Raw genomic sequence first — 17,687 nt, forward strand, 5'->3', positions numbered from 1 at the left:
TTCTGTTTACATAATAAAAATTATGGGTAAGGAGAATTAGGATGAAAAGAGAGCGATTATTACATCTTCATTACGTGTTAGCGGATCATTGGAAGGCGATGGAGAGGCTGCTATATGTCGATCCAGAATTGAAGGTAATATACAATTTTAACCAAAAACAAATGGAAAACTACACTGGAATATCCCCGAAAAAATCTGCAGAACTAGTACATTTCCTCCAAAATTCAAACCTTTTGCAATATATATCTTATTTAGAGAGAAATCAAATCTTTTATGTGACTATATGGGATGAAAATTACCCGCAATTATTACGTGAAATACAAGACCCTCCTTTTGTTTTATATGGAAAAGGAGAGAAGAATTTTCTAAATAAAGTAAATAAATTAGCGGTTGTTGGAACGAGAGAACCGTCGTTATACAGTCGTGAGAGTATGGAGTTTATTTTACATCCTTTATTAGAAAGAGAATGGCTTATTGTGAGCGGATTTGCAAAAGGGATAGATACAATATCTCATGAAGTTACAGTAAAGAAACATCGTCCGACTATTGCGATATTGGGACACGGATTATCTTATATGTATCCGAAAGAGAATAGACGTTTATATGAAAAGTGGGAGGAATATATATTGCTATTAACAGAGTATCCTCCGCACTATGCACCGAAAAAATGGTATTTTCCAAAAAGAAATCGAATTATTAGCGGGATAAGTAAAGGGGTTTTAGTTGTAGAAGCAAAATCAAGAAGTGGGTCACTTATTACGGCAGACCTTGCATTAGAGCAAAATAGAGAGGTATTTGCGCTTCCTGGACCAATATTTATTGATAGTGCATCGGGAACGAATCAGCTTATTCAACAAGGTGCAAAACTAGTACGAAATGCAGAGGATATCTTTGAAGAAATAATAAATTAACCTTATATTTTTATGTTTTTATTAAACAATTATTGACAAATGGTAGATTGGCACTGTATGGTATATTCATTCTTGATTGACAAAAACAAGAGAAATCAATAAGATTAATGAAGACTTGAATCCACCTCTTAAGGAGGCACTAGCATGTCAGATTACCTCGTAATCGTGGAGTCGCCTTCTAAGGCGAAGACCATTGAGAAATATTTAGGGAAAAAATACAAAGTCGTTGCGTCCATGGGACATGTTCGCGATTTACCTAAAAGCCAAATGGGGATAGAAGTAAAGAACAACTTCACCCCGAAGTATATTACCATTCGTGGTAAAGGTCCCGTTTTAAAAGATTTAAAATCAGCGGCAAAAAAAGCAAAGAAAGTCTATCTCGCGGCCGATCCAGACCGTGAAGGAGAAGCAATTGCTTGGCATTTAGCGAATACGTTAAATGTGGATGTTGAATCAGATTGTCGAGTTGTCTTCAATGAAATTACAAAAGATGCAATAAAAGAATCATTTAAACATCCTCGTGCAATTAATATGGATTTAGTAGATGCACAACAAGCAAGACGTATACTTGATCGTCTAGTTGGTTACAATATTAGTCCTTTATTATGGAAGAAAGTAAAAAAAGGATTAAGTGCAGGTCGTGTACAATCTGTAGCAGTTCGTTTAATTATCGAACGTGAAAGGGAGATTCAAAACTTTGAGCCTGAAGAATTCTGGACAATTAAAACAGAGTTTGTAAAAGGGAAAGATACATTTGAAGCAAGCTTTTACGGTGTAGATGGTGAAAAGGTTCAATTAACGAATGAAACGCAAGTGAATGAAATAATTGAACAGATGAAAGATAATGCGTTTTCAGTTGAAAATGTAACGAGAAAAGAGCGAAAACGTAATCCCGCTTTACCGTTTACAACATCTTCCTTGCAACAAGAAGCAGCACGTAAGTTAAATATGCGAGCAAAGAAAACAATGATGCTTGCACAGCAACTGTATGAAGGGATAGATCTTGGGAAACAAGGGACTGTGGGTCTTATAACGTATATGAGAACTGACTCAACGCGTATCTCAGAAACAGCTCAAACAGAGGCTCGTACTTACATTACTGAGGCGTATGGTGCGGAATACATAGGAACAGAGAAGAAGAAAGAAACGAAAAAATCAAATGCACAAGATGCGCATGAGGCAATTCGTCCTACTTCGGTAATGAGAAAGCCAGAGGAACTAAAAAGTTTCTTAGGTCGTGACCAACTTCGGTTGTATAAATTGATTTGGGAGCGATTTGTTGCAAGTCAAATGGCGTCTGCTATAATGGATACTGTTACAGCGAAACTCATTAATAACAATGTTCAGTTCCGTGCAAGTGGCTCGGTTGTAAAGTTCCCGGGGTTTATGAAAGTGTATGTTGAGTCAAAAGATGATGGTGCGGAAGAAAAGGATAAGATGTTGCCACCGTTAGAAGTGGGAGAAACGGTATTTTCAAAAGATATAGAGCCGAAACAACACTATACCCAACCACCGCCACGTTATACAGAGGCTCGTTTAGTAAGAACACTTGAAGAACTTGGGATTGGAAGACCATCCACTTATGTGCCGACACTTGAAACAATTCAAAAACGCGGTTATGTTGCTTTAGATAATAAACGTTTCGTTCCAACTGAATTGGGTGGAATAGTAATCGAACTTATTTTAGAGTTTTTCCCAGAAATTATTAACATTGAATTCACAGCTAACATGGAGCAAAGCCTTGATGAAGTGGAAGAAGGAAATGCGAATTGGGTGAAAATTGTTGATGATTTCTACGTAGGATTTGAACCGCGCTTAGAAAAAGCGGAAAAAGAAATGCGTGAAGTGGAAATTAAAGATGAACCAGCTGGGGAAGACTGTGAATTATGTGGTCATCCAATGGTCTTTAAAATGGGTAAATATGGGAAGTTTATGGCTTGCTCGAATTTCCCTGATTGTCGTAATACAAAACCGATTGTGAAAGAAATCGGTGTAATTTGTCCGAAGTGTGAAGAAGGACAAATTATTGAACGTCGTAGTAACAAAAAGAAACGTCTTTTCTACGGATGCGGTACGTATCCAGAATGCGACTTTGTATCTTGGGATAAGCCGATTGGCCGTAAATGTCCGAAGTGTGAAGGGATGCTTGTAGAGAAGAAGTTGAAAAAAGGCGTGCAAGTACAATGTATTTCGTGTGATTATGAAGAAGAACAACAAATGTGAGCGTAACTGCTCACATTTTTTTCGGGAAGAAAAGGAAAGGTGATATATATGACAACACAAGTAGTAAACGTCATTGGCGCAGGTCTTGCAGGAAGTGAAGCAGCTTACCAAATTGCAAAACGTGGTGTCCAAGTAAAATTATATGAAATGAGACCAGTAAGGCAAACGCCAGCTCATCACACAGATAAGTTTGCTGAATTAGTGTGCAGTAACTCATTACGTGCAAACACATTAACAAATGCCGTTGGAGTTATTAAAGAAGAAATGCGTTTAATGGATTCTGTCATTATTCGTGCAGCTGATGAGTGCTCTGTGCCAGCTGGAGGAGCTTTAGCAGTTGACCGTCATGAGTTTGCAGCTAAAGTGACTGAATACGTAAAGAATCATCCGAATGTAACTGTAGTGAATGAAGAGCTTACTGAAATTCCAGAAGGACCAACAATTATTGCAACAGGTCCACTTACATCTCCTGATCTTGCTGCACAATTAAAAGAACTAACAGGTGAAGATTATTTCTATTTCTACGATGCAGCAGCACCAATCGTTGAAAAAGACAGCATTGATATGAACAAAGTATATTTAAAGTCTCGTTATGATAAAGGAGAAGCGGCATATTTAAACTGTCCTATGACAGAAGAAGAATTTGATCGTTTTTATGAGGCTTTAATTGCTGCTGAGACAGTACCTTTAAAAGAATTTGAAAAGGAAATTTTCTTTGAAGGTTGTATGCCAGTGGAAGTTATGGCAAGCAGAGGAAGACAGACGCTAGTATTTGGACCAATGAAACCTGTTGGATTAGAAGATCCGAAAACAGGGAAAACGCCATATGCTGTTGTTCAGTTACGTCAAGATGATGCAGCGGGAACGTTATACAATATCGTAGGTTTCCAAACGCATTTAAAGTGGGGACCACAAAAAGAAGTGTTACAGTTAATTCCAGGACTGGAGAACGCAGAAATTGTACGCTACGGTGTAATGCATCGTAATACGTTTATTAATTCGCCTAATTTACTTCGTCCGACGTATCAATATAAACAACGTGATGATTTATTCTTTGCTGGTCAAATGACTGGAGTAGAGGGATATGTTGAATCGGCGGCATCAGGGTTATTAGCAGGTATTAACGCTGCTCGACTTGTAAAAGGCGAAGAGCCAGTTGTATTACCACCTGTAACTGCAATGGGAAGTATGGCAAATTATATTACTGCGACAAATGCGAAAAACTTCCAGCCTATGAATGCAAACTTCGGTCTATTTGCACCGTTAGAGAAGAAGATCAAAAAGAAGGCAGAACGAAATGAAGCGTATGCTACACGTGCTTTAGAAACAATTCAAAATTTTGTAAATATTTAGTTAAATTTCTTGCAAAGGCTACTAAGTTGTGATACGATTTAGTAGCCTTTATTGAGGTGAGTTATGTGAATGTGAAGAAATTGTTACAATTATTCGTTGGATATTTACAAATTGAAAGAAATTATTCAAAATATACAATTGCAAGTTATCAAAATGATTTAGAACATTTTGTGCAATTTATGGAGCGAGAAGGCATATCCTCTTTTTTAGATGTTACATACGCGGATGTTCGTTTGTACTTAACGACGTTGCACGATGAAAAGTTAGCCCGTAAATCTGTCGCAAGAAAAGTGTCAAGCTTACGAAGTTTATATCGTTTTTTAATGCGTGAAGGTTATCGGAAAGATAACCCGTTTGCACTTGCGTCACTCCCCAAAAAAGAATTGTCAATCCCAAAGTTTTTATATGCTGAAGAATTAGAGGAATTATTTGAAGTTTCTGATACGGAAACGCCGCTAGGTCAAAGGAATCAAGCTTTATTAGAGTTGATGTATGCGACGGGGATCCGTGTGAGTGAATGTGTCAACCTACAACTTACCGATATTGACTTTGCAGTGGGAACAATTTTAGTGATGGGAAAAGGAAAAAAACAAAGGTATATTCCGTTCGGAAGTTATGCACAAGATGCTTTAATTACTTATATGGAGAACGGGAGAAAACAGTTAGTTAACAAGACTGAAGAACAATCTCATATGGTATTTTTAAATGCGAAAGGTACGCCGCTAACAAGTCGTGGTGTGCGCTATGTATTAAACGAACTCATTAAGAAGGCTTCATTGACAATGCGGATAAGTCCCCATATGTTAAGGCATACATTTGCTACACACATGTTAGATGAAGGGGCAGATTTACGTACTGTACAGGAGCTGTTAGGTCATGAAAATTTGTCGACGACACAAATTTATACGCATGTCTCTAAAGAAAGATTGCGTTCTGTTTACATGAAGCATCACCCGCGGGCATAAATTGCTTTTAAAGCTATAAAAACATATAAAGGAGTTTTTTCTATGGGAAATTTCCACGCTACAACGATATTTGCAGTTCATCATAATGGAGAATGTGCAATGGCTGGAGATGGCCAGGTAACGATGGGGAATGCTGTTGTAATGAAACATACAGCTCGTAAAGTTCGTAGACTTTTCCAAGGGAAAGTTTTAGCTGGTTTTGCAGGTTCAGTTGCGGATGCATTTACTCTTTTTGAAATGTTTGAAGGGAAATTAGAAGAGTATAACGGGAACTTGCAGCGTGCTGCAGTTGAAATGGCGAAACAATGGCGTGGGGATAAAATGCTGCGTCAGTTAGAAGCGATGCTCATTGTCATGGATAAAACAACTATGCTCCTTGTTTCGGGCACAGGAGAAGTAATTGAACCGGATGATGGTATTTTAGCAATTGGATCTGGTGGAAATTATGCACTTTCTGCAGGTCGTGCTTTAAAACAATATGCAAGTGAACATTTAACTGCGAAGCAGATTGCGAAAGCGAGTCTAGAAATTGCAGGCGATATTTGTGTTTATACGAACCACAACATAATTGTTGAAGAATTGTAGAATCGTAAGGGAGGCATTTTATATGCATTTACATTTTACTCCGCGCCAAATTGTGGAAAAATTAGATCAATACATCATCGGTCAAAAAGATGCAAAGAAAGCGGTTGCTGTAGCTTTGAGAAATCGATATCGTCGCAGTAAACTAGCTGAAAATTTACGTGATGAAATTGCACCTAAAAATATTTTAATGATTGGACCGACAGGTGTTGGTAAAACAGAGGTAGCACGACGAATGGCGAAACTCGTTGGAGCACCTTTTATTAAGGTTGAAGCTACTAAATTCACAGAAGTTGGATATGTAGGTAGAGATGTAGAGTCGATGGTACGTGACCTTGTAGAAACGTCAGTACGCATCGTGAAAGAAGAAATGGTAGTTAAAGTTCAAGATAAAGCAGAAGAGCAAGCGAACCAACGTCTTGTTGAAATTTTAGTGCCAAGTCCGGAGAAGCAATCTGGATTTAAAAATCCATTAGAAATGCTTTTTGGCGGTGCTCAAAATTCGAATCAAACATCCGATGAGCAAGAAGATGTTGAAATCGAAAAGAAACGTCAAGACGTGGAAAGAAAGCTTGCTGCAGGACTTCTTGAAGATGAAATTGTATCGATTGAAGTGACTGAGCAACAGTCTTCAATGTTTGATATGTTACAAGGAACTGGTATGGAACAAATGGGAATGAATTTCCAAGATGCATTAGGAAGTTTTATGCCGAAAAAAACGAAAAAACGTAAACTTTCTGTAAAAGAAGCAAGAAAACTCTTGACAAATGAGGAAGCACAGCGCTTAATTGATATGGATGAAGTTACACAAGAGGCTGTTTATCGTGCTGAACAGCTCGGGATTATTTTTATCGATGAAATTGACAAAATTGCTGGTAAGCAGTCGAATAGCGTAGATGTATCACGTGAAGGTGTGCAACGTGACATTTTACCAATTGTAGAAGGATCGAATGTTGCGACAAAATACGGATCAGTAAAAACGGATTATATTTTATTCGTTGCAGCTGGAGCGTTTCATATGTCTAAACCGTCGGATTTAATTCCGGAATTGCAAGGGAGATTTCCGATTCGAGTAGAATTAACAAAATTATCGATAGATGATTTTGTTAAAATATTAATCGAGCCTGACAATGCGTTAATTAAACAGTATATGGCATTATTAGCGACTGAAGGTATAGAAATTGAATTTTCAGACGAAGCTATTCGTAAGATTGCTGAGATTGCTTATCAAGTTAATCAGGATACAGATAATATTGGAGCAAGAAGACTCCATACGATTATGGAGAAGCTCCTTGAAGATTTATCGTTTGAAGCATCTGAAATTACGTTAGAGAAAATAACGATAACACCTCAATACGTTGAGGAGAAATTAGCAACAATTGCTAAAAATAAAGATGTGAGCCAGTTTATTTTGTAATAGTGTCATCAGGTGACTCGCCCTAGTTTCCAAGTGATGAAAAAATATGTGAGTAACATGTAGGAGGAACTTTTGAAATGGAATTATTAGCAAAAACAAGAAAATTAAATGCGTTATTACAGAGCGCAGCAGGAAAGCCTGTAAACTTTAGAGAAATGTCTGACACAATGTGTGAAGTAATCGAAGCGAACGTATTCGTAGTAAGTCGTCGTGGTAAATTACTAGGTTATGCAATTCACCAACAAATCGAGAACGAGCGTATGAAACAAATGCTTGCAGAGCGTCAATTCCCAGAAGAATATACGCAAAGCTTATTCAATGTAACGGAAACATCTTCAAACTTAGATGTAAACAGTGCTTACACAGCATTCCCAGTAGAAAATAGAGAATTATTCGGTCAAGGTTTAACTACAATCGTACCAATCGTTGGTGGCGGTGAGCGTCTAGGTACATTAGTGTTAGCTCGTCTTGGTCAAGAGTTCTTAGATGATGATTTAATCCTTGCTGAATACAGTTCAACTGTAGTAGGTATGGAAATCTTACGTGAAAAAGCAGAAGAAATCGAAGAGGAAGCACGTAGTAAAGCTGTTGTTCAAATGGCGATTAGCTCATTATCTTACAGTGAGTTAGAAGCAATTGAGCACATTTTCGAAGAGTTAAACGGAACAGAAGGTCTACTTGTTGCAAGTAAAATTGCTGATCGTGTAGGAATCACTCGTTCTGTGATTGTAAATGCACTACGTAAATTAGAAAGTGCTGGTGTAATCGAGTCTCGTTCTTTAGGTATGAAAGGAACATACATTAAAGTATTAAATGACAAATTTTTACATGAACTTGCTAAATTAAAAACAAACTAATTTATAAAAACTCTCCTCAAATGAGGAGAGTTTTTTGTATATAAGAGATTGATGTTGTTTGTGAAAAGCGCCATAATCGTGTTCTTTGGAAAACTATGAATTGAATTTTATTTTTTCGCTTAAAAGAAATACAGGTTGGTAATACTAGAATTCGAGTGTGAATAAAGAAAGTTTTACATTGTTCGCATTTTCGACTTGATTGTAATATTTCAGTATGATATAGTAAGCAGTGGTGTCAGTACAAAGTACACACGTTTACTGATTTAAGTGTTGGTGCTACGGTTGTAGTTTCGCTTAGAGATGAAGTAAACGGAGGATATCAAAAACCATTTAGGAGGAACTATATTATGTCAGTAATTTCTATGAAGCAATTGCTTGAAGCTGGTGTTCATTTCGGACATCAAACACGTCGTTGGAACCCAAAAATGAAGCGTTACATTTTCACAGAGCGTAACGGTATCTACATCATCGACTTACAAAAAACTGTGAAAAAAGTTGAGGAAGCTTACAGAACGATGCGCGACATCGCTGCTGAAGGCGGAGACATTTTATTCGTAGGTACTAAAAAACAAGCACAAGAAGCTATTAAAGAAGAAGCAACTCGTGCTGGTATGTACTTCGTTAACCAACGTTGGTTAGGTGGAACTTTAACAAACTTCCAAACAATCCAAAAGCGTATCAAGCGCCTTAAAGACATCGAAAGAATGCAAGAAGATGGTACTTTCGAAGTACTTCCTAAGAAAGAAGTTGTTCAACTTAAAAAAGAGTTAGAGCGTCTTGAGAAATTCTTAGGCGGTATTAAAGATATGAAAGGTCTTCCAAGTGCATTATTCGTAGTAGACCCTCGTAAAGAGCGTATTGCAGTTGCTGAAGCACGCAAATTACACATTCCAATCATCGGTATCGTTGATACAAACTGTGATCCAGACGAAATCGATCACGTTATCCCAGCAAACGATGATGCAATTCGTGCTGTAAAACTTCTTACATCTAAAATGGCAGACGCGATCCTTGAAGCAAAACAAGGTGAAGAAACTGTTACTGCGTAACAAATTTGGAAAGGTGATAAGGGGTTCGGCCTTTTATCACCTTTTTTAAGGTATAAAAACCTTTTTAAAAGGTATAAATACATATTTTAGGAGGATGAAAAACATGGCAATCACTGCACAAATGGTAAAAGAACTTCGTGAAAAAACAGGCGCAGGTATGATGGACTGCAAAAAGGCTTTAACTGAAACAAACGGCGACATGGAGAAAGCAATTGACTTCTTACGTGAAAAAGGTATTGCGAAAGCTGCTAAAAAAGCTGACCGCATCGCTGCTGAAGGTTTAACTTTCATCGAAACAAACGGTAACGACGGTTTAATCTTAGAATTAAACTCTGAAACTGATTTTGTTGCGAAAAACGAAGGTTTCCAAGCTTTAATTAAAGAATTAGCTGCTCACTTATTAGCTAACAAACCAGCTAACGTTGAAGAAGCTATGGCTCAAACAATTGAAGGCGGTAAAACAGTAGAAGAGCACATCAATGAAGCAATTGCTAAAATTGGTGAAAAACTTACACTTCGTCGTTTCGAAATCGTATCAAAAACGGATGCTGATGCATTCGGCGCTTACCTACACATGGGTGGACGTATTGGTGTATTAACAGTTCTTGAAGGTTCTACTGACGAAGCAGCTGCTAAAGATGTAGCAATGCACATTGCAGCAGTTAACCCTAAATACATTGACCGTGATGCTGTAACAGCTGAAGAAGTTGAGCATGAGCGTCAAGTGTTAACACAACAAGCTTTAAACGAAGGCAAGCCTGAAAAAATCGTTGCAAAAATGGTAGAAGGCCGTCTTGGCAAATTCTTCGAAGAAATTTGCTTACTTGACCAAGCATTCGTTAAAAACCCTGATATGAAAGTTCGTCAATTCGTTGAGTCTAAAGGCGGAACATTAAAAGGATTCGTTCGCTACGCTGTTGGTGAAGGTATCGAAAAACGCGAAGACAACTTTGCTGAAGAAGTAATGAACCAAGTAAAAGGTAACAACTAATACAGATTAGGGAACACATTGTGTTCCCTTTTTTAAAATAAAGATGTAAGCAATTGGAGGTTCATTATGAGTAAACCGAAATATAATCGTGTCGTTTTAAAGCTGAGCGGAGAGGCTTTAGCTGGCGAGCAAGGATTTGGAATTAACCCAGCTGTTATCAAGTCAGTTGCGGAACAAGTGAAAGAAATTGCAGAACTTGATGTAGAGGTTGCTGTTGTTGTTGGTGGCGGTAACATTTGGCGTGGGAAAATTGGAAGCGAAATGGGCATGGATCGTGCAGGAGCAGATTACATGGGCATGTTAGCGACAGTTATGAATTCACTAGCTCTTCAAGATAGTTTAGAGAATATTGGAATTCAAACTCGCGTTCAAACTTCAATTGAGATGCGTCAAGTGGCAGAGCCTTACATTCGTCGTAAAGCAATTCGTCACTTAGAGAAAAAACGTGTTGTTATCTTTGCCGCAGGTACTGGTAACCCATACTTCTCTACAGATACGACAGCAGCATTACGTGCAGCGGAAATCGAAGCGGACGTTATTTTAATGGCGAAAAATAATGTGGATGGCGTATATAGTGCAGATCCATCTATTGATCCAACTGCTACGAAGTACGAAACGCTTACTTACTTAGATGTATTAAAAGAAGGTTTAGGTGTAATGGATTCTACAGCTTCTTCTCTATGTATGGATAATGATATTCCATTAATTGTATTCTCAGTTATGGAAAAAGGTAATATTAAACGTGCCGTTTTAGGCGAAAATATCGGAACAGTTGTAAGGGGGAAATAATTATGGGACAACAAGTATTGAAGTCTTCAAATGAAAAAATGGAAAAAGCAGTTGCTGCTTATTCTCGTGAATTAGCAACAGTTCGCGCTGGTCGTGCAAGCTCGTCTGTATTAGATAAGGTACAAGTTGATTACTATGGTGCACCAACACCAGTTGTGCAATTAGCGAACATTACAGTTCCAGAAGCACGTTTGCTTGTAATTCAACCGTATGATAAAACTTCTATCGGTGATATTGAAAAAGCAATTTTAAAAGCAGATTTAGGCTTAAACCCTTCTAATGACGGAACTGTAATTCGTATTGCATTCCCTGCATTAACAGAAGAGCGTCGTCGTGATCTTGTAAAAGTTGTGAAAAAATATGCTGAAGAAGCAAAAGTTGCGGTTCGTAACGTACGTCGTGACGGTAACGATGATCTTAAGAAGCTTGAAAAAGCTGGCGAGATTACGGAAGATGATTTAAGAGGATATACTGAAGATATCCAAAAAGAAACAGATAAATATATTGCAAAAGTTGACGAAATCGCAAAAAACAAAGAAAAAGAAATCATGGAAGTGTAATAGCGATAACTTCGCAAATATGACCCTCTTCTTAAGGGGGTCTTTTTACACTTTTAGGCATATGTCTGCTTGCTGGAGGGTATGAATGATGTTTAAAAACTTTCCTTTTTTTAAAAGTAAAAAGGACGCATCGTTTGATCATCTCGTTGAAGAAGTGAAAAAAGGGTATATACCAGAACATATTGCCATCATTATGGATGGTAATGGAAGATGGGCAAAGAGGAGAGCTATGCCTCGTATTGCGGGACATCATGAAGGTATGCAAGTTGTAAAGAAAATCACAAAATTTGCAAGTAAGCTTAATGTGAAAGTGTTAACTCTTTATGCTTTTTCAACTGAGAACTGGAAAAGACCGAAAAAGGAAGTTGACTATTTAATGAGGCTTCCAGAAGAATTTCTAGGTACATTTTTACCAGAATTGATTGAAGAAAACGTACAAGTCCGAGTAATAGGGCAAAAAGATCGTCTTCCTACGCATACACGCAGAGCGATGGAAAAAGCCATGGAAGATACGCAAGAGAATACGGGATTAATTCTCAATTTCGCGTTAAACTATGGAAGTCGAGATGAAATCGTTTCTGCTGTGCAACATATGATGAAAGATAGTGAGGAAGGAAAAATTCGTGCTGAAGAGATAAGTGAAGAAATGATTTCTTCCTACTTAATGACGGGTTCTTTACCTGATCCAGAGTTGTTAATTCGTACAAGCGGAGAGCTACGTATTAGTAATTTCATGTTATGGCAAATTGCATATTCGGAATTTTGGTTTACGGATGTGTATTGGCCAGACTTTACGGAAGAACATTTGCTAAGTGCGATTACAGACTTTCAACATAGAGGGCGCAGATTCGGAGGCGTGTAGAAAGAGAGGGTTTGGTAGTGAAACAGAGAATTATTACTGGAGTGGTTGCTGCCGCGCTATTCATTCCCATCGTAATTTACGGTGGCGTGCCTTTTACGGTTTTAGTGTATGCACTTGCTTCTATAGGTTTATATGAGTTAATTCGAATGAATAAGCTTACGCTTATTTCAGTACCAACAGTTTTAGCTGCGGTATTATTATGGACTATTTTAGTTCCAAGTAGTGCATCAGAACTATTTAGGTGGATTGGATTAGGTAAATTAGAAATTACGTTTGTGATTGTTTTATTACTTTTATCATATACAGTCCTTTCTAAGAATACATTTACTTTTGATAATGCTTCATTTTTACTTATGGCAACAACATATGTTGCAATGGGATTCTTATATCTGAATGAAACGAGAATATTAGGAATTAAATATGTGTTTTGCGCATTATTTGTTATATGGGCTACTGATTCAGGTGCATATTTCGTAGGAAAAGCATTAGGAAAAAGAAAATTATGGCCAGAAATTAGTCCAAATAAAACGATTGAAGGTTCAGTAGGTGGCATCGTTTGTGGAATTATTGTGGCACTTGTATACAACGTGTTCTTCCCAGTTGAATCGAATGTAGTAATTTTAATTGTGCTGACAATTATCATTTCTATTTTTGGACAAATTGGTGATTTAGTACAATCTGCATTTAAACGTCATTATGGCGTAAAAGATTCAGGTACAATTTTACCTGGACATGGTGGTATATTAGATCGAACAGATAGTTGGTTATTTGTGTTACCAATTCTCTACTTCTTATTGCAATACAATTAATAAATGAACGAGGGGTTGGAGTCATGAAAAACATTAGTTTATTAGGTGCAAGCGGATCAATTGGTACACAAACTTTAGATGTGTTACGCTCGCACCCAGACCAATTCCGTCTCGTTGCTTTTTCTGTAGGGAAAAATATTGACTACGCAGTAAAAGTAATTCAAGAATTTTCTCCGCAAATCGTTTCTGTGCAAAGAGCAGAAGATGTTATAAAATTACAAGCTGTTTCTGGTAATACAAAAGTTGTGTATGGTAGTGAAGGTCTTTTAGAAGTAGCATTACATCCAGATGCGGAGATTTTAGTAAATGCCGTTGTAGGTAGCGTAGGGTTGTTACCAACACTTCGTGCAATTGAGGCGAAAAAAACAATTGGAATTGCAAATAAAGAAACGTTAGTAACTGCAGGGCATCTAGTAATGGAAGCGGCGCGAAAACATAATGTTTCGTTACTTCCGGTAGATAGTGAACATTCAGCTATTTTTCAATGCTTGAATGGTGAAAATGAAAAAAGAATTTCTCGACTCATTATAACGGCTTCTGGTGGAAGTTTCCGTGATAAAACGAGAGATGAATTGCATCATGTGACCGTAGAAGATGCGCTTCGACATCCAAACTGGTCAATGGGTTCGAAAATTACAATTGATTCTGCTACAATGATGAATAAGGGACTAGAAGTAATTGAAGCACATTGGCTTTTTGGTATCCCTTATGAGCAAATTGATGTTGTTTTACATAAAGAAAGTATTATTCATTCTATGGTTGAATTTGAAGATCGTAGTGTAATGGCGCAGCTTGGCTCACCTGATATGCGAGTACCAATTCAATACGCGCTTACATATCCTGATAGATTACCTCTTTCAGATACAAAACAGTTAAACTTATGGGAAATGGGAACATTGCATTTTGAAAAAATGAACCAAGAACGTTTCCGTTGTCTACGTTTTGCGTATGAGGCTGGGAAAACAGGTGGAAGTATGCCAGCTGTAATGAACGCTGCAAATGAAGTAGCTGTTGAAGCTTTTTTACAAAAGAGAATTGGTTTCTTAACAGTGGAAGACCTCATTGAAAAAGCAATGAACCATCACAATGTCATTGCACGTCCGAGCTTAGAGGAAATTCTGGAAATTGATGCAGCCACAAGACGGTTTGTGATGGAACAAATTTAGCAAAGGTGGTTATGGAATTGAATACAGCGATTGCCTTTATATTAATTTTCGGTGCACTCGTATTTTTCCATGAGCTAGGGCATCTATATTTCGCGAAAAGAGCAGGCATTTTATGCCGCGAGTTTGCGATTGGTTTTGGTCCGAAAATATTCTCATTTGAAAAGAATGAAACGGTGTATACGATTCGATTACTGCCCCTTGGTGGCTATGTAAGAATGGCTGGCGAGGATGCGGACACAGTTGAGTTAAAGCCAGGGAAAAAGGTTGGCCTTGTGCTAAATGAAAAAGACGAAGCTGTGAAATTAGTTTTTGATGGATATGAAAAGTATCCAAATGTTCGTGTTATTGAAGTCGAACAAGCCGATTTAGAGCATAATCTAACGATTTCAGGCTATGAAGAGTATGAGGAAGAGCTTCAAACATTCCGAGTGAATGAAAAGGCTCGTATCATTACTGCTGGAGAAGAAATTCAAATTGCTCCGTATAACAGGCAATTTGGCTCTAAAAAATTGGGTCAACGTGCTTTAACAATCTTTGCGGGTCCTGCAATGAACTTCATTTTAGCATTTGTTATTTTTGTGATTCTTGGATTTGTACAAGGGGTTCCCATTGACAAACCAATGGTCGGAAAAATAATGGAAAATAGTGCAGCGCAGCAAGCTGGATTAAAAGAAAACGATACAATTCAAGAAATTGATGGGAAAAGTACAAGTACATGGAAAGATGTTGTTGCCATTGTACGTGAAAACCCGAATAAAGAAATTACGTTACAAGTAAAGCGTGATAATGAACAGCTTAATGTAAAAGTAACTCCAACACTCGATAAAGAAGGTAAAGAAGAAGTTGGTAGAATTGGTGTTTACTCTCCTGTAGAGAAAACAGTGATGGGTTCGATTAAATCAGGATTTGAACAAACGTACGAATGGACGAAACTAATTTTTGAGTCTCTTGTGAAATTAGTAACTGGTCAATTTTCTATTAATGAGTTGTCAGGTCCAGTAGGAATTTATAATCTAACAGATCAAGTCGTAGATTATGGATTTACGCGTGTGCTAAGTTTAGCGGCAGTTTTAAGTATAAACCTTGGTTTATTTAATCTATTACCAGTCCCTGCTTTAGACGGTGGACGTTTATTCTTCTTCTTAATCGAAGCGTTACGAGGAAAACCGATTGACCGTCAAAAAGAAGGAATGGTCCACTTTATTGGTTTTGCATTATTAATGTTACTAATGTTAGTTGTAACATGGAATGACATTCGTAAGTTTTTCTTGTAAAATAAAGTGAAACTTATAATGAAATAGAGATCGTAGAATAAAATCCCTCACCTAACTCGAGGTGAGGGGTTTTACTGCGTGTAAGAGTAAAATGAAGAGGTGCGAATAAATGAAACAAAGTATGGTATTCAGTCCTACATTACGTGAAGTTCCAGCTGATGCTGAAATTAAGAGTCATCAATTATTACTTCGCGCAGGTTTTATGCGTCAAAATGCTTCTGGTATTTATAGTTTTCTACCATTTGGTTTAAAAGTACTACACAAAGTAGAACGTATCGTTCGAGAAGAAATGGAACGCGCAGGAGCTGTAGAATTATTAATGCCAGCGATGCAAGCTGCAGAATTATGGCAAGAATCAGGCCGTTGGTATTCTTACGGATCTGAATTAATGCGTATGAAAGATCGTAACGCTCGTGAATTTGCTTTAGGGGCGACACATGAAGAAGTAATTACTGATCTTGTACGTGATGAAGTAAAATCATATAAAAAATTACCGTTAACGCTATACCAAATTCAAACAAAGTTCCGTGACGAACAAAGACCTCGTTTCGGTTTATTACGTGGAAGAGAGTTTCTAATGAAAGATGCCTATTCTTTCCACGCTACGCAGGAGAGCTTAGATGAAGTGTATGATCGCTTATATAAAGCATACTCTAACATTTTTGCTCGTTGTGGCTTAAATTTCCGTGCGGTTATTGCTGACTCTGGAGCAATGGGCGGAAAAGATACACATGAATTTATGGTATTATCTGATGTTGGTGAAGATACTATTGCATACTCGGATACATCCAATTATGCAGCGAACATCGAAATGGCTCCTGTTGTAGCTTCGTATACGAAGAGTGACGAAGCAGAAAAGGCACTTGAAAAAGTAGCAACGCCAGATCAAAAAGCAATTGAAGAAGTATCTGCATTCTTAAACATTGAAGCAGAACAGTGTATTAAGTCTATGGTATTTAAAGTAGACGAGAAATTAGTAGTTGTACTTGTTCGTGGTGATCATGAAGTAAACGATGTGAAAGTGAAAAATGTATACGGCGCTTCAGTTGTTGAGCTTGCTTCTCATGAAGAAGTAAAAGAATTATTAAATTGTGAAGTTGGTTCATTAGGACCGATTGGTGTAACAGGTGATATCGAAATTATTGCTGACCATGCTGTAGCATCAATTGTAAACGGATGTTCAGGAGCGAATGAAGAAGGGTTCCATTATGTAAATGTAAATCCAGAACGTGACTTTAAAGTAAGTCAATATACAGATTTACGCTTCATCCAAGAAGGAGACCAATCTCCAGATGGAAACGGAACAATTCTTTTCGCACGCGGAATTGAAGTTGGTCATGTATTTAAATTAGGAACTCGCTATAGTGAAGCGATGAACGCAACATTCCTAGATGAAAACGGGAAAACACAAGCACTTATTATGGGTTGTTACGGTATCGGTGTATCTCGTACAGTGGCAGCAATTGCAGAGCAGTTTAATGATGAGAACGGCTTAGTTTGGCCAAAAGCTGTAGCACCGTTCCATGTGCATGTAATTCCAGTAAATATGAAATCTGATGCACAACGTGAAATGGGTGAAAATATTTACAACTCATTACAAGAGCAAGGATATGAAGTATTACTAGATGATCGTGCAGAACGTGCAGGTGTTAAATTTGCAGATGCAGATTTATTTGGCCTTCCAGTTCGCGTTACGGTTGGTAAAAAAGCAGATGAAGGTATTGTAGAAGTGAAAGTACGTGCTACAGGCGAGTCTGAAGAAGTGAAAGTAGAAGAACTTCAAACATATATTGCTAATATTTTAAAATAAGAAGAGGTACCTCGTAATGAGGTACCTTCTCTTTCTTTGTAAACGTATTTTGTAAAAGAAGAAGGGAGA

16 protein-coding genes are annotated in these 17,687 nt (G+C 37.6%); all 16 read left to right on the forward strand.

Going from position 1 to position 17,687, the window contains the following annotated elements; translation table 11 throughout:
* Positions 1-41: 41 nt before the first annotated feature.
* The 16 genes from dprA (at position 42) to ACS2MN_RS19220 (ending at position 17,618) form a co-directional block, all read left to right on the forward strand.
* Positions 42-911, forward strand: a complete 870-nt coding sequence (dprA, locus tag ACS2MN_RS19145) for a DNA-processing protein DprA (protein WP_000818053.1) — start codon at positions 42-44, stop codon at positions 909-911.
* A gap of 144 nt (positions 912-1,055) precedes the next feature.
* On the forward strand, positions 1,056-3,134 hold the full coding sequence (gene topA / locus ACS2MN_RS19150; RefSeq protein ID WP_001286961.1) for a type I DNA topoisomerase: 2,079 nt from the start codon (positions 1,056-1,058) through the stop codon (positions 3,132-3,134).
* A 48-nt stretch (positions 3,135-3,182) separates the two neighbouring features.
* Positions 3,183-4,487: an FADH(2)-oxidizing methylenetetrahydrofolate--tRNA-(uracil(54)-C(5))-methyltransferase TrmFO gene (gene trmFO, locus ACS2MN_RS19155; RefSeq protein WP_000212000.1), complete on the forward strand. Its 1,305-nt coding sequence runs from the start codon at positions 3,183-3,185 to the stop codon at positions 4,485-4,487.
* A 65-nt stretch (positions 4,488-4,552) separates the two neighbouring features.
* Complete coding sequence (gene xerC / locus ACS2MN_RS19160) at positions 4,553-5,452, forward strand: tyrosine recombinase XerC (protein WP_346994736.1); 900 nt, start codon at positions 4,553-4,555, stop codon at positions 5,450-5,452.
* A gap of 42 nt (positions 5,453-5,494) precedes the next feature.
* Complete coding sequence (gene hslV, locus ACS2MN_RS19165) at positions 5,495-6,037, forward strand: ATP-dependent protease proteolytic subunit HslV (protein WP_000526274.1); 543 nt, start codon at positions 5,495-5,497, stop codon at positions 6,035-6,037.
* 22 nt (positions 6,038-6,059) lie between these two features.
* Positions 6,060-7,451, forward strand: a complete 1,392-nt coding sequence (hslU, locus tag ACS2MN_RS19170) for an ATP-dependent protease ATPase subunit HslU (protein WP_346994737.1) — start codon at positions 6,060-6,062, stop codon at positions 7,449-7,451.
* 77 nt (positions 7,452-7,528) lie between these two features.
* Entirely contained in the window at positions 7,529-8,308 is a 780-nt protein-coding gene (gene codY / locus ACS2MN_RS19175; protein WP_000421291.1) for a GTP-sensing pleiotropic transcriptional regulator CodY, read from the forward strand.
* Between the two features lie 347 nt (positions 8,309-8,655).
* Positions 8,656-9,357: a 30S ribosomal protein S2 gene (gene rpsB / locus ACS2MN_RS19180; RefSeq protein WP_000111485.1), complete on the forward strand. Its 702-nt coding sequence runs from the start codon at positions 8,656-8,658 to the stop codon at positions 9,355-9,357.
* 103 nt (positions 9,358-9,460) lie between these two features.
* Complete coding sequence (tsf, locus tag ACS2MN_RS19185; protein WP_001018579.1) at positions 9,461-10,348, forward strand: translation elongation factor Ts; 888 nt, start codon at positions 9,461-9,463, stop codon at positions 10,346-10,348.
* 66 nt (positions 10,349-10,414) lie between these two features.
* On the forward strand, positions 10,415-11,137 hold the full coding sequence (gene pyrH / locus ACS2MN_RS19190; protein WP_000042662.1) for a UMP kinase: 723 nt from the start codon (positions 10,415-10,417) through the stop codon (positions 11,135-11,137).
* A 2-nt stretch (positions 11,138-11,139) separates the two neighbouring features.
* Complete coding sequence (frr, locus tag ACS2MN_RS19195; protein WP_000531505.1) at positions 11,140-11,697, forward strand: ribosome recycling factor; 558 nt, start codon at positions 11,140-11,142, stop codon at positions 11,695-11,697.
* 85 nt (positions 11,698-11,782) lie between these two features.
* Positions 11,783-12,559 carry an isoprenyl transferase gene (gene uppS / locus ACS2MN_RS19200; RefSeq protein WP_000971308.1) on the forward strand — a complete coding sequence of 259 codons (777 nt, stop codon included), beginning with the start codon at positions 11,783-11,785 and terminating at the stop codon, positions 12,557-12,559.
* A gap of 17 nt (positions 12,560-12,576) precedes the next feature.
* Positions 12,577-13,368, forward strand: coding sequence for a phosphatidate cytidylyltransferase (gene cdsA, locus ACS2MN_RS19205; RefSeq protein ID WP_000813595.1), 792 nt, complete (start codon positions 12,577-12,579; stop codon positions 13,366-13,368).
* Between the two features lie 23 nt (positions 13,369-13,391).
* Positions 13,392-14,534 (forward strand): 1-deoxy-D-xylulose-5-phosphate reductoisomerase, encoded by a 1,143-nt coding sequence (gene dxr, locus ACS2MN_RS19210; RefSeq protein WP_000790354.1) that lies wholly within the window; start codon positions 13,392-13,394, stop codon positions 14,532-14,534.
* 17 nt (positions 14,535-14,551) lie between these two features.
* Positions 14,552-15,808 (forward strand): RIP metalloprotease RseP, encoded by a 1,257-nt coding sequence (gene rseP, locus ACS2MN_RS19215; protein WP_346994738.1) that lies wholly within the window; start codon positions 14,552-14,554, stop codon positions 15,806-15,808.
* A gap of 109 nt (positions 15,809-15,917) precedes the next feature.
* Positions 15,918-17,618, forward strand: coding sequence for a proline--tRNA ligase (locus ACS2MN_RS19220; RefSeq protein ID WP_000814320.1), 1,701 nt, complete (start codon positions 15,918-15,920; stop codon positions 17,616-17,618).
* The last annotated feature ends 69 nt before the right edge of the window (positions 17,619-17,687 follow it).

It is taken from the genome of Bacillus cereus group sp. BceL062 (assembly GCF_051780025.1).
GTDB lineage: Bacteria > Bacillota > Bacilli > Bacillales > Bacillaceae_G > Bacillus_A > Bacillus_A toyonensis.

What these genes read in the sequence shown, in the direction of transcription:
- uppS (WP_000971308.1), top strand. Translation starts at nt 11,783, where the DNA reads ATGATGTTTAAAAACTTTCCTTTTTTTAAAAGTAAAAAGGACGCATCG.
- pyrH (WP_000042662.1), top strand. Translation starts at nt 10,415, where the DNA reads ATGAGTAAACCGAAATATAATCGTGTCGTTTTAAAGCTGAGCGGAGAG.
- topA (WP_001286961.1), top strand. Translation starts at nt 1,056, where the DNA reads ATGTCAGATTACCTCGTAATCGTGGAGTCGCCTTCTAAGGCGAAGACC.
- hslU (WP_346994737.1), top strand. Translation starts at nt 6,060, where the DNA reads ATGCATTTACATTTTACTCCGCGCCAAATTGTGGAAAAATTAGATCAA.
- hslV (WP_000526274.1), top strand. Translation starts at nt 5,495, where the DNA reads ATGGGAAATTTCCACGCTACAACGATATTTGCAGTTCATCATAATGGA.
- trmFO (WP_000212000.1), top strand. Translation starts at nt 3,183, where the DNA reads ATGACAACACAAGTAGTAAACGTCATTGGCGCAGGTCTTGCAGGAAGT.
- ACS2MN_RS19220 (WP_000814320.1), top strand. Translation starts at nt 15,918, where the DNA reads ATGAAACAAAGTATGGTATTCAGTCCTACATTACGTGAAGTTCCAGCT.
- tsf (WP_001018579.1), top strand. Translation starts at nt 9,461, where the DNA reads ATGGCAATCACTGCACAAATGGTAAAAGAACTTCGTGAAAAAACAGGC.
- frr (WP_000531505.1), top strand. Translation starts at nt 11,140, where the DNA reads ATGGGACAACAAGTATTGAAGTCTTCAAATGAAAAAATGGAAAAAGCA.
- codY (WP_000421291.1), top strand. Translation starts at nt 7,529, where the DNA reads ATGGAATTATTAGCAAAAACAAGAAAATTAAATGCGTTATTACAGAGC.
- dxr (WP_000790354.1), top strand. Translation starts at nt 13,392, where the DNA reads ATGAAAAACATTAGTTTATTAGGTGCAAGCGGATCAATTGGTACACAA.
- rpsB (WP_000111485.1), top strand. Translation starts at nt 8,656, where the DNA reads ATGTCAGTAATTTCTATGAAGCAATTGCTTGAAGCTGGTGTTCATTTC.
- dprA (WP_000818053.1), top strand. Translation starts at nt 42, where the DNA reads ATGAAAAGAGAGCGATTATTACATCTTCATTACGTGTTAGCGGATCAT.